Raw genomic sequence first — 12638 nt, 5'->3', positions numbered from 1 at the left:
TGAATCTCTCCTTTTACTTTTTCATCAATTTTTGTATGGTAACTAATACTTCATCAAGCACTTCCATGTCGCCCTCTTGAATTCGATTGACTACACATTCTTTCATATGTGCTTCAAGAAGAATTTTGGCGACACTATTTAATGCGGCTTGAGAAGCAGAAATTTGAGTAATTACATCATCACAATAGGTATCGTTTTCGATCAATCTTTTTATGCCCCGAATTTGACCTTCAATCCTATTCAATCGGGTCACCAGATTTTTTTTTGTTTTTTCAGAGTGGTGGCTCATTCTTCCATGTGGAAGTGTACAGCAATTATCCTCTGAAATCATCTCATTTTCTAATTCGGGATCCATCTTACTTCCCCTCCTTGATTACATCATAGCATACCCCCCTATCCTATGTAAATTCTCTTTTTAAATCTAAATTCGTCAAATTTGTGTCGGATTTTTCGCACGCTCTTGTGCCTCATCCTGTGGCTTTCGCCTGACTGGGACATTCTGTCTGTCGTCAAGCTTGCCCGAAAAAAGTGAAACTTCCTTCAGTGGGTGTTCTTTCCCACTGGTGGTTAGTTCAGCCAGCAGGGATACGTTTCCGTAGGCGTATTTAGTCTATTTTCGACTTTTAAGATATATACTGGAATGGATCGTACTTCTCTACTATCAGTTACCTCTAATTAACAAAATGAAACCTATTTTACTGTTAGTTAAGACGCGGGAAATGTCCTTTTAAAAATTCGAGACACTCGCCGAAAATTAAATTCATTCACCCATTATGATTGAATACTGTTATGATTTGTCCCATTCTATCATTTAATACGTAAAAATGAAGCGGTATTCCCGTTTGTACACATGGAAGCCCGCTCCTGTTATTTATCTAGCTAAACAGCCAGAAAAACGAATCTAGCCGGTAATTGCTTTTAAAATTTAATAAACTAGATTAATTAAATCTTTTGAAACTATCAAAATGGGATTTCCAATAGGATTGATCTAAACTTTTTATGGAAACACTTCTGCTAGCAGAGGAAATAAATTGGTTATTTCCTAGGTAAATCCCTACATCCGATATCCCTTTTTTATAAGTATTCTTGAAGAAGATTAAATCTCCTGGCTGTGGATCGTTCACATAATAGGAACGATCAAAATAACCTGCTGCAGTTAGACGGCTCAAATTCATACCAGCTTGTTTATAAACATAGTAAACAAACCCGCTGCAATCAAACCCTGAAGGAGAAGTGCCTCCCCAAGCATATGGGATCCCCACTAAACTTCTTGCAATACTAGTAACTTTATTAACATCATATCCTGCTGCACTTGATGAAGCAGAAACTTTTGGTTTACTAGAAGAATTTACACTCGTATTCGTCTTACCTTCTATTGTTAATGACTGGCCAACATAAATAGTGTCCGATTTTAAGTTGTTCCAAGTTTTCAAATTTGTAACGGTGACACCATAGTTTTGAGAAATCTTCGATAATGTATCTCCAGCTACTACTTTATGAGTGTTGAAACTCCTTGACACAGTAACGATATTTTCACTATTTACGGATGTATTATTTGAAGTGGCAGTTATTGCCTTTACCTTTAGATTTTGGCCAACATAAATGGTGTCCAATTTTAAATTGTTCCATTGTTTCAAATTAGAAACCGATACATTAAATTGTTGGCTTATCTTCCACAAACTATCACCGGCCTTTACTTTGTATTGACTGGTAATAGTTGAAGAGTTGTTGCTAGACTTCAGATTAGAAGCGGTTGTTGAATGATTGTTATTTACTACTTTAGTTGAGTTTGAACCTACTTCAAGAACTTGATTCGGGTAAATAAGTGCATTCTTTAAATTGTTCAATTCTTTTATTTTAGAAACGGTTGTCCCATGCTTTTGTGAAATTCCCCATAGTGAATCCCCTCTTTGGACTTTATACGTGGCAGCTTCTGTATTTCCAGCTCCAAGAAATAACGAGGAAGCAATGACTAAGCCCATAGAAGCGGACATGATCTTCTTTTTATTCATTAATTTACAAAACCTCTTTCTATTTTAAAAAATATATTACCTATTTTTGGTAGGTTATTAGTTAAGATTATCACATAAAAGTATGCAGAAATAATATAGAAATTATAAACTTTTTGTGAAAACTATAAATAAAATTATTTTAAGTTGAAGTACTTACCCCTGAACAAATAATAGATGAATAGTGACACTGCTATCATAGCTAGTACAAAGATGGTTGTTTTTTTAATAGAGACAGAAAAGCCGTTACCTTTAGCAGGCAACGGCTTTTGTTCTAGGACTCTCTTTTAACCATAGCTGAAAGAGCATCGATTTCTTTTCGCAGCTTTTCATTTTCTAACTCGAGTCATTAAGTTATATAATTAACCTCGTCAAAGTAAACATCATAATAATAAAAAAACCGATAATCCCAAAGAAATAACTATATCCCTGTACATCCGCTTTCTTTTGTAATTTACAATATTCTTTATAAGTAATTTCTCCCTTTGCAAATCGTAACCCATTTTGATCTGGATTTATAGAAAAAGAAGTTCCGTTCTTATCTTCCAGAATGACTTTTGTAATCAATTCGTTACCATTCCATTGGGTATTTTTCTTTTTAATTCCCATTCCATCGTTCCCTGAAACCTCTAGCCCGACCCATTTATACAATGATTGCTTTCGAATTTCTTCACTTATTTCGTAAGCCTGGTGTTCTAAAAAGTTATTAGACACACACACATTTATCACCTCACTATGCTTAAAGACATTCTATGCTAAAAGTACCGATAACCTCCTCCGCTTTCCAAAAAATATTCACTAAATATTTCCGTCAAAAGCTTGCATAGGAAAGAGGTGTTTTAAAGTGTCACCCCAACCTCATTTATTGATAGTTGAAATTGTAAGGACTCGACACATGATCGTCAATCGTCAACTTATTCTTTTATTATGTACCCTCCCCAATGAATTATCTATTCAAATATAAGGGAGCTTTTTAAAGTTGCTTTTTTATATTCATAACCTGCACAAAAACTGCAAATAAATGGTTTAAAATCATTAGTAATGTTTTCTATTAAGAAAATTGGATGAAAACGATATATAATAATAGACATGGAGGTGAAAAAAATATGAAATTCAGAACTTTGATCATTTCTTTATTGGCAGCTATCCTATTATCTGCTTGTGGTTCGGATAGTACAAACGAGGAAAAGTCTTCGGATGTAAAGAAAACGCAAGACATTAAGGAATTAGTAAGTGAATATAGCACTGGTAAACCTAAAGGGGAAGTGGCTTCAATCACTTCTGAACAACTTATTGTTAGTGATAGTAAAGGGAATCAATCACTTTATGACTTGCCAGAAGACGAGTTTTTTGTATCGATTGCACCTTACGTCAATCAAACTCACCCCTGAACGAATCATAACTTGACAGGTTGTCAAGGTGAACTCGTTGAAGAGGAATTTGAGGTTTACATTCAAGATACGGACGGGAATGTGATCATTAACGAAACAATGAAATCCCAATCTAACGGATTTATTGATTTTTGGCTACCGCGGAATAAAACGTATCAAGTTAAAATTAAGCATGACGGCAAAATGGTAGAATCTGAAATTTCTACTTTTGAAGGAGACAACACTTGTATTACGACGATGAATTTGACATAATCTTCTTTTTATGATGAACTTCTCTTAGTAAAAGAGAATAATATTCCCAAAACAGGTTTTTAGCTTTTAAAAAGTTATTCGTAAATAGAGAATAGCTGCTGAATATTCGGGGCGTCACAGCGGCGCCGACTTTAATTTTCTTGAGTATAGTTACCTTTATTTAAACAATAAGGCGGTCCTCTTGTTTAGTGAGTGCAACAAGAGAACCGCCTTATTTGTTTTTTTATTCTACTGAAGATAATTCACTTTCTGTTACCCATTTATGATATGTTACCTTTTCCCCTGTTTCAGTATCGTTGTAATCTACCATGTATACTGTTGTTTGTTCAACAGAATCAATCGTGGCAGTTGCCCCTTTCATCCCTTCCATATGTTCTGCATTTAATACCACTTCATCACCTGTTTGGAAAGGTTCATTACCCGCTTTTTCAATCTCCTCATGAATGACCCATTTATGATCCTCAACTGGCTCTCCACCCGTTGTTGGGGTATATGTAACAGTATAGACCGTCGTATCAAAAGCACCAGAGATTGTTGCTTCAGCACCATTCATTCCAGGCATATGACTCGCTTGGATCTTTGCCTTGCTTCCAACTGGATAAGTTGGATTCTCAGCTTCCTTCAAACCTTCAGGGACATCACTCGATCCAGAATGTTTCATTCCAGAATGATCTGTTCCCTCCTGATCTTCTTCAGAACTAGTATCTGTGTTTTCCTCTTCGTTTGTCACTTCTTGGTTGGCATTCTCTGTTTCCTCATTTGTAGATTGAGTTTCGTCATTTGCATTGTTACATGCACCTAATACTAATAATATTGCTGCAAGTAAAGTGCTTAAAATGACGATTCGGCTTTTTTTCTGCATTCTAAATTCCTCCTTTTTATAATTGTAAATATAATCTATTAATTTGCGGAATTTGTGCATTTTACACTTTTCATATTAAATTGTTTATATATATCCCTTCTATTTAATACCCTTTTCCCATTTAGTTAAACTTGTTTTTTGATATAGAAACGCGGGGACGGTTCTACTGTTTCACTTTCCTAAAATGGGTGTTGAAACAAGAGGACTGTCCGAAGTCACTGAAAGTGCACTTTTATTCAAATAAAAAACGGGGCGTCTCACAGTGACGTCCTCCGAGATGAAACGCGAGATCCGTCCCGCCGTTTCACCAGGATAAAAAATCATTTGAACATATAAAGTGTTTATTTTTCTTTTCCCGATGGATATTGTAAAGTAAATATGATGAAGACCTTTAAATGTCTAAGCTAAACATGCAAAAGGAGGAAACCACAACATGAATCCAAAAGACCAATTAATGCTATCTTCTTTCACTCTACCGAATGGAGTGGAATTGAAAAATCGAATCGTGATGGCGCCTATGACCAACTTTTCTTCCAATCCGGATGGCACTGTTTCAGATGCGGAGGTCAGCTATTATGCTCGCCGCTCAAGCGGAGTGAGTATGGTGATTACCGCTTGTACATATGTTACCCCAAACGGAAAAGGCTTTCCTGGAGAGTTCGCAGGTGACCGTAATGATATGATTCCTAGTTTGGGCCGTTTAGCGAAGGCGATTAAAGATCAAGGGGCCAAAGCGATTTTGCAAATCTTTCACGGTGGAAGAATGTGTCCACCTCATTTAGTACCAAATGGAGAGATTGTCAGCGCAGGCGATGTACCTGCAGAAAGAGGCGATGTTTCGACGGAAGAACCAGAAATCAAACCGAGAGCGCTAAGTGAGGCAGAGGTGGACGAAATGATACACGCTTTCGGAGAAACCACACGGCGTGCGATCGAAGCTGGCTACGACGGGATTGAACTTCATGGAGCAAACGGGTATTTAATTCAACAATTCTTCTCCCCTCATTCGAACAGGCGGGATGATCGATTTGGAGGCAGTTTAGAGAAACGAATGACTTTTCCACTCGCAGTGGTCGATGAAGTGAAAAAGGTGGTTGAAAAACACGCTACCTCCCCTTTTATCGTCGGTTATCGTTTTTCACCAGAAGAACCGGAAACCCCTGGTATTACAATGGGTGATACCCTTAAATTAGTCGATGCATTAGCGGAAAAAGACTTGGATTACTTGCATGTTTCATTAGGTGACTTCTTCTCAAAGCCGCGAAGAGGAGTTGAGAATCTAAATAAAACGAGGATCCACTACTTACTTGAAACGATTCGTGATCGTGTTCCATTAATCGGTGTCGGCTCCATTTACTCCGCAGAAGATGCTCGCAAAGCCTTTGAAACCGGTATTCCATTATTGGCATTAGGCCGAGAACTCCTAATCGATCCTGATTGGGTTCAAAAAGTAGCAGAAGGAAAAGAAAATGAAATTGAAACAAAACTAAATAAACAGAAGCAAAGAGAATTGGTGATTCCGGATCCATTATGGAATGTGATTATTCAAACACCTGGTTGGGTTCCTGGAGTTTAACGTTTAGGAGATTAACTCAAAAAAGACACTTACAAACATTGACTTGTGAGTGTCTTTTTATGTAGAATTCATTTGGTTTTTCAAAACTCTTCGTAGCGAACTATGACCACGATTCTGAATGAAACGCGAGAACCGTCCCGACGTTTCATTTTTTGGCGTAATGAAGGATGGCTTCTTCTAGTATGTCTATGCCCATTAATATATCATCGATGTCGGTATATTCATTTGGATGGTGACTAAGTCCGTCTACTGATGGGATAAAGATAAGTCCAGTTGGACAGAGCTTTGCCATATTCATTGCGTCGTGCCCTGCTCCGCTTGGCATTAATTGAAAAGGGTATCCTTTTTCTTCACATATGTTTGTTAATGTTTCGTTCAGTTCAGAAGAAAGCAATGCTGGTTCTTCTTTGCTAATCACCGTACTTTGAATGTCAAGGTTTCTTTTATTTTTCACTAAAGAAATGGTTTCGTATAGTTCGTTCAATACTGTATCTCGTGATTCGATCGAAGTGGATCGAATATCTACCTTCATTTCCACTTCACCAGGTACTACATTCATGGCACCTGCTTGAATATCCATTACACCTACCGTCGCGACTGTTCCATTTTTTTGTTCATGTTTGGCCACTTTTTCAAGAGCCAAAGCGATTTCAGCGGCACCTAAGAGAGCATCCTGCCTCATATCCATCGGTGTTGTTCCAGAATGGGATGCTTTTCCAATTATTTTTATGATCAGTCTCACTGGCGCAGCAATTCCTGTCACAATTCCAATCTTTTTCTGATTGTTTATTAATATAGGACCTTGTTCAATATGTAATTCAAAAAAAGCCTTAAACTGTTCATTCACTCGACTCGCTTCATGAATGCTATCAAAGTCAAGTGCACATAAGGAAAATGCCTTTTCCATTGTGATCCCATCACGATCTTGTAAGTTTCGATATTTCTCCTTATCGATTAAACCTGCCATCGCTTTACTCCCAACTGTTGATACACCAAAACGGGCAGATTCTTCACAGGCAAAAGAAATAATTTCGATGGGGTGCTCTGTTTCAATACCTTTTTCATTTAATCTTTTCACGACTTCCAAAGCCGCTGTCACACCTACTACCCCATCGTATTGACCGCCTTGATACACCGTATCCAAATGAGATCCCATGACAACGGGCGGAAGAGAATTTTGTTTTCCTTCTCTTCTAGCAATCACATTTCCACAAGCGTCCATCCTGATGTCCATGTTTTCTAATTTACACATTCGCATAAAAGCATGCGTACACGTTTGTTCTTCACTCGTGTAGGCAATCCTTGTGATCCCTATTCCTTCGGTAGTATTATATTGATTAATTTTATTAAATAAGATTTGATATCTTTCCTTGTAGTTCATAAGGATACCTCCGACCGGTTATAGATAAAATGTACCAGAAACAGCACGATATCACAATATGAAAGAGAACCTTAGGCCTGATATCAAATTCCAGTTCTGTTCGCCCCGTACTTGAGGAAACAGGAGGACGGTTCGGGACTACCGATTAAGTGCTTACTGAATTGTTTTGTAGACATTTACAAAACATAGGGCAACCAATGTACAAGCCTCCCCTTATTCATCTACGTTTGAAAAGTATAGTTAGTTTCAAAACAATCAAAATTGGCCACACCTGTGATAATTAGGTATAGTTACGTGAAACATTCAGTGAAACAAGATTTTTCGGGGCGTCCCAGTGACCACCACAAGAAAAATAATCTCTTCTCCTACATAGTTTACCTTACCTGGGAAATACTGAACCTATTACAACTTATAAGGACAATATGATTATGACTGGTAAGTTAGAAGCGATTCTATGGAGTATAGCTCTTCCAGGCTTTGCTCAGTTATTAAACAAAAGATTCTTGAAAGGAATCGTTTTCATTATTTTAGAGTTACTTGTTAATGTTAATAGTCATTTCAACTTGGTAATAATATATAGCTTTCAAGGCAATATTAGAGAAGCAATTGAAGCAACAAATTACCAATGGCTAATGTTCTACCCCTGTCTATATATGTTTGCTATGTGGGATGCTTATAAAGATGCCGAAGGAGAAACTCCCGCTTTTTCATTTCTACCTTTTGTATTTGGGGCTTATTTTGTAACCATTGGGCTTATTTACTCTCCTACATTTCAATTAGGACAAAGTTTAATCGGACCCGTGTGGCTTCCAATTTTGTCTTTAATCCCAGGATTATTGATTGGGAATTTTATAAGGTATCTTTTAATGCGATTTAAAGTTTAATTTAAAGTGCATATTATATGTAAAAATGAAATTGGAGGATTTATGATGACTCAAAAACAGCCGTTGACCTCAAGTGAATTAGGAACATTATGGATGACCTATCAAGAAAAAACAATGATACAAAGAATGCTTGAATATTTTATAGAACAGGCAGATGACAATCGGGCTAAAGAAATTATGCAAAATACCCATATGAAAGTTATTAACTATATTGAAGATATAAAAGCGATCTTTAAAAATGAAGGTGCCGTCATTCCTATCGGATTCACAGAGCAAGATGTTAATACTGGCGTACCTAAGCTGTATGAAAACATGTTTGATATTATGTTTCTTCGTCTTCTTCAAGAAATAAGTATGGGATTACATACACTTCATCTAAATATGGCCTATCGAAAAGATATCGTTCTTCTTTATAAAGAATTAACTGAGTTTACCCAAAGTAGTTATGATGAATGTGTGGACTATTTGCAAGAGAAAGATGTTTTACCACGACCGCCTGCTGTAACTATGCCAAAGTCTGTGGAATTTGTAGAAGGAACAAATTATATGAGTGGTTTTAACTTGTTTTCTGAAAAACGTGCATTGAATACAGTAGAAGTAGCACATTTATATCATGCAATAGAATCAAATATTATTGGCATGCAATTAATTACAGGGTTCGCACAAGTGGCTAATGAACCTGAAGTAAAAAAATACTTCATAAAAGGCAAAGAATTAGCTAAAAAAATTGTAACTGATAATACGCAATTATTTCTTCAAAGTGATATTCAGCCACCTTCAACATGGGGGGCAAATGCAACCGACTCAAAAGTAGCTCCTTTTTCAGATAAACTGATGATGTACTGTACCAGCCTGTTTTGCAGCTTTGGTTTGGGAAGCAATGCCTTAGGAACAGCATTTAGTTTACGAAGTGACCTCCCATTAAAAATGATTGGTGAAGCTAAAGATATATTCACTTATGGGCAGGATGGCGGGAAAATCATGGTCAAAAATGGTTGGATTGAAGAGCCACCACAAATGCTTGATAGGAACGATTTAACCAGATAGAGTGGGGGTTTTCTTTCATCCCCCACTTATGGAAAGCCTTGGACCACAGGATGCCGGTCACATAGACGTTGCCGTAGGTGTATTTAGTCTGTGTTCAACTTTCGGAACTTTCCGGTCAGTTATCCCCCACCTATCTTCTTTTATCTTTTTAAAAATTGTGTTGGTATAAAAATAAAAAACATCATTCCCATTAAAATGACAATCTGTTTCATAGAATTCCTAACTCTTTCCTTTTTTGGTTTGGAATTACTTAAATTTAACAAAGTAAAATGACCTAATCATTTATTTTCATATTTGGTTCGATATTCGCTTCTTAATCATATGCTTATTATTAAGGAGTTGAAATTTATGAAAAAGGAACAGGAACTGTTTGAAATTGAAACAATCCAACATATTAGAAATAAACTTGATTATATTTACTCCATATCTCAAAGGTACAACAATGACGACCCTCAATTAATGGACACGATTGCCAGTTTAACAAATGTAGCTAACATGTTTGCAAAGATCAAATTAGACGAGTTAACTGGTAACGTAGTAACAACAAGCCCTCAAGGATACATTGTAAGTAAACTAGGAAACTCATATTTAAATATGAAGGAATATGAGAAACAACAAGACATCGAAGTTCCAGAATGGAAGTTATAGTGTTGGAATTGTCGTTTCAGCGGATTCAATAAACGAAGGCGCCTATTCTGGCGCTTCTTTATTTAACAATTGTTAAAAAGACTGGATTGATCGATCTACACTGAATAATCCGGTCTTTTCATGACTATATTTATAGCACTAATTTTTTGATAAATTTGACATATTGTATACCTAAAACAATGAAAGCCCTACCTCTCTTCCATCCTTACGGCTCCTTGTCCGCGCCAGTGTGAATCAGGATTGCAAAAAATCAAGTGACTATTTTATTAAGTTATTTGATGAACCTTTGAAATGTACGTATAAGAAATTCAAATAATATAGATGGATTAGATTGTAGAAAGAACATAAGAGGTTAATGTCTAAAAGTGAGTTGAAGAAGATGAATGTTTTTGAATTGATTTACTTTTTATAATAATCATTTTCTCAAAAAATCAGGATATTTACGAAAAATACAATACATTAATTATAATTAACCTTAACAGAAGCTTTTTATTTGATTATCAGTGATCCCTTTAATGAGTCCCAGTTCACTAATCAACAATTCATGTGCGTTATCTAACATTTTTTTCTCACTTGTATTAAGTTAAGTGCTTTCTCTTTCTTCATACGCATTAAATCACGTACAACTTCAGCACCCTCTAGTGTTTTACCCGTTTTTAATTTATCCATGTTCACTTTATACCTTTGTTTCTACGGCAGTAATTTATCTGACTCTCCATGCTGAAAAATGTGTGTGATGTATTTCAATGCAATTATGTCAGTAATCGGGCGTATATTTGAACTCAATAGTTTACCCGTGGGGATCATGACTTGCATATTACTGATTAACATTTTTATGACATAGTACTGTTATTTTTTCCTGAGATCTCCTTTTCTTCTATGGCTTTAATTATACCTACTCCGTAAATTGGATAAACAATGTTAAGATTAACATATATATTATTTATTAAAAAATTTATTATAATACCATAAATTCATTTATCATGTCAACTACCTTTTCTTTAAAAATCATTAAAGGCAAAGCCTATGAAAATCGTCCCAATTAACCAATACATATAAATTATTGGAGAATACCATCTTAATTCGGAGAAAATAATCTCATTAAATTTCTTTTGACCACTAAAACGATCTTAACGTTGTTAAAGTCGGGAGAATTGTCTTGAAAATGGGCTTAGTTCTGTAAATCCGCATTTTCCTGACGGTAGCCTTTTAAAGGCATTGTTCTACAAAAATGGCCGATTCATATAGAAAAGCGCATTTCTTGCTGAAGAAGTGCGCCGATCATGGAATAACTAGAGATTGATCTCAATCTTAAATGTACAAAGAAAAATCACATTTTCCCTTCCCACACAAGAATTCCTCCAGCCATATTGATCACTTTAAATCCATAGCTTTCGAGAAATTGTGTTGCCCGGCTGCTTCTAGCTCCTGAACGACAAACCATGATGTATTCTTTTGATTGATCTAACTCATGCATACGAAACTCTACTAACCCTAAAGGGATGTTTATAGCGCCTGGAATTTTACCAGCTTTCACTTCATCCACTTCTCGTACATCAATGAGATTTAATGTCTTTCCTTCATTCAACCATGTTTCTACTTCTTTTGCAGTTACTTCTCTCATCATATCGTCCTCCTGGTTTTTACTAAATCCAAGAACTCATACCGCCTTTAACATTCGTCACTTTTGTAAATCCTAATTTTTTTAGAATTTTACTAGCCTTTTGGCTTCTCATTCCACTTTGACAAATCACAACAACTTCTTTATCCTTTTGTAGTTCTTTCTCTGCTTTTTGAGCGAGTTGCTGCAAAGGAATATTTTTAAATTCTTTAATATGTCTCCCTTTAAACTCTCCAGACGTCCGAACATCAATAAACTGCTTGTTCTTATCTTTTAATTCACTTTTTAACTGTGCTGTGGATATATTTCTAACGCCTTTTATTGGAAATATACGTTGAATGATCAAGAATAGAAAAAGAGCAATGAGAATATAATTCATGTATTCCAAGTATAATTCCTCCTATATCAGTTAATAATTCCTACTCGGTTAAATAAATAGATTCACATTTCCCTCTTGAGCATCTGCCAAATACGCAGCAACTCCAGCATATTCAATGTTATCTAGCAATTCTTCTTTTTGTAGACCCAACAAATCCATTGTCATCGTACAAGCCACTAATTTTACATCTTGCTCTTGAGCCAATTCGATTAATTGCGGAAGAGGCATCACATTGTGTTTTTTCATAATATCCTTAATCATTTTCGGACCAAATCCGGCAAAATTCATTTTGGATAGGCCCATTTTATCTACGCCTCTTGGCATCACTTTGCCAAACATTTTTTCTATAAAGCCTTTTTTCACTTGAAGGTTTTCATCTTTGCGAAGAGCATTTAAGCCCCAAAATGTGTGAAAAATGGTTACTTCATGATCATAAGCAGCCGCCCCATTTGCAATAATATAAGCTGCCATTGCTTTATCATAATCACCACTAAATAAAATAATCGTTGTTTTTTTCTTTTCAGACATATCATTACCTCCAAAACATTTTTATACGTATACCCGCATAGGTATTAAATTCCTTAAAAA

At 35.9% G+C, this 12638-nt stretch carries 13 protein-coding genes and 1 pseudogene; 5 read left to right on the top strand and 9 right to left on the bottom strand.

Annotated elements, in window-relative coordinates; translation table 11 throughout:
* Nucleotides 1-13: 13 nt before the first annotated feature.
* From R4Z10_RS09645 to R4Z10_RS09635, 3 genes are all read right to left on the bottom strand, one after another.
* Nucleotides 14-355 carry a metal-sensitive transcriptional regulator gene (locus R4Z10_RS09645; RefSeq protein WP_338472957.1) on the bottom strand — a complete coding sequence of 114 codons (342 nt, stop codon included), beginning with the start codon at nucleotides 353-355 and terminating at the stop codon, nucleotides 14-16.
* Nucleotides 356-938: 583 nt separating this feature from the next.
* Entirely contained in the window at nucleotides 939-2012 is a 1074-nt protein-coding gene (locus tag R4Z10_RS09640; RefSeq protein WP_338472956.1) for a LysM peptidoglycan-binding domain-containing protein, read from the bottom strand.
* 351 nt (nucleotides 2013-2363) lie between these two features.
* Nucleotides 2364-2723 (bottom strand): hypothetical protein, encoded by a 360-nt coding sequence (locus R4Z10_RS09635; RefSeq protein ID WP_338472955.1) that lies wholly within the window; start codon nucleotides 2721-2723, stop codon nucleotides 2364-2366.
* Nucleotides 2724-3115: 392 nt separating this feature from the next.
* Here R4Z10_RS09635 and R4Z10_RS09630 point away from each other — a divergent pair, with 392 nt between their 5' ends.
* Nucleotides 3116-3652 carry a CueP family metal-binding protein gene (locus tag R4Z10_RS09630; RefSeq protein WP_338472954.1) on the top strand — a complete coding sequence of 179 codons (537 nt, stop codon included), beginning with the start codon at nucleotides 3116-3118 and terminating at the stop codon, nucleotides 3650-3652.
* A 223-nt stretch (nucleotides 3653-3875) separates the two neighbouring features.
* On the opposite strand, the gene R4Z10_RS09625 is transcribed toward R4Z10_RS09630, so the two are convergent.
* Nucleotides 3876-4514: a YdhK family protein gene (locus R4Z10_RS09625; protein ID WP_338472953.1), complete on the bottom strand. Its 639-nt coding sequence runs from the start codon at nucleotides 4512-4514 to the stop codon at nucleotides 3876-3878.
* 433 nt (nucleotides 4515-4947) lie between these two features.
* On the opposite strand from R4Z10_RS09625, the gene R4Z10_RS09620 reads away from it, so the two are divergent.
* Complete coding sequence (locus R4Z10_RS09620) at nucleotides 4948-6090, top strand: NADH-dependent flavin oxidoreductase (RefSeq protein ID WP_338472952.1); 1143 nt, start codon at nucleotides 4948-4950, stop codon at nucleotides 6088-6090.
* A gap of 145 nt (nucleotides 6091-6235) precedes the next feature.
* On the opposite strand, the gene R4Z10_RS09615 is transcribed toward R4Z10_RS09620, so the two are convergent.
* The gene (locus R4Z10_RS09615; protein WP_338472951.1) at nucleotides 6236-7471 is read right to left on the bottom strand and encodes a M20 family metallo-hydrolase; all 1236 of its coding nucleotides are present in this window, start codon (nucleotides 7469-7471) and stop codon (nucleotides 6236-6238) included.
* A gap of 422 nt (nucleotides 7472-7893) precedes the next feature.
* Here R4Z10_RS09615 and R4Z10_RS09610 point away from each other — a divergent pair, with 422 nt between their 5' ends.
* From R4Z10_RS09610 to R4Z10_RS09600, 3 genes are all read left to right on the top strand, one after another.
* Entirely contained in the window at nucleotides 7894-8355 is a 462-nt protein-coding gene (locus R4Z10_RS09610) for a hypothetical protein (protein ID WP_338472950.1), read from the top strand.
* 45 nt (nucleotides 8356-8400) lie between these two features.
* Complete coding sequence (locus R4Z10_RS09605; RefSeq protein WP_338472949.1) at nucleotides 8401-9402, top strand: DUF3231 family protein; 1002 nt, start codon at nucleotides 8401-8403, stop codon at nucleotides 9400-9402.
* 348 nt (nucleotides 9403-9750) lie between these two features.
* Complete coding sequence (locus R4Z10_RS09600) at nucleotides 9751-10050, top strand: hypothetical protein (RefSeq protein ID WP_338472948.1); 300 nt, start codon at nucleotides 9751-9753, stop codon at nucleotides 10048-10050.
* Nucleotides 10051-10525: 475 nt separating this feature from the next.
* On the opposite strand, the pseudogene R4Z10_RS09595 reads toward R4Z10_RS09600, so the two are convergent.
* The 4 genes and pseudogenes from R4Z10_RS09595 to R4Z10_RS09580 form a co-directional block, all read right to left on the bottom strand.
* Nucleotides 10526-10988: pseudogene (locus R4Z10_RS09595) on the bottom strand (CarD family transcriptional regulator).
* A gap of 392 nt (nucleotides 10989-11380) precedes the next feature.
* On the bottom strand, nucleotides 11381-11674 hold the full coding sequence (locus tag R4Z10_RS09590) for a rhodanese-like domain-containing protein (protein WP_338472947.1): 294 nt from the start codon (nucleotides 11672-11674) through the stop codon (nucleotides 11381-11383).
* Nucleotides 11675-11696: 22 nt separating this feature from the next.
* On the bottom strand, nucleotides 11697-12059 hold the full coding sequence (locus R4Z10_RS09585) for a rhodanese-like domain-containing protein (protein ID WP_338472946.1): 363 nt from the start codon (nucleotides 12057-12059) through the stop codon (nucleotides 11697-11699).
* 39 nt (nucleotides 12060-12098) lie between these two features.
* Complete coding sequence (locus R4Z10_RS09580) at nucleotides 12099-12578, bottom strand: DsrE/DsrF/DrsH-like family protein (RefSeq protein WP_338472945.1); 480 nt, start codon at nucleotides 12576-12578, stop codon at nucleotides 12099-12101.
* Between the last annotated feature and the right edge of the window lie 60 nt (nucleotides 12579-12638).

Origin of the sequence: Niallia sp. XMNu-256, from assembly GCF_036670015.1 — a bacterium.
Taxonomy (GTDB): Bacteria; Bacillota; Bacilli; order Bacillales; family Cytobacillaceae; genus Bacillus_BD.
The sequence above is the reverse complement of the archived record's forward strand: the minus strand, read 5'-3'. Positions and strand labels throughout refer to the sequence as shown.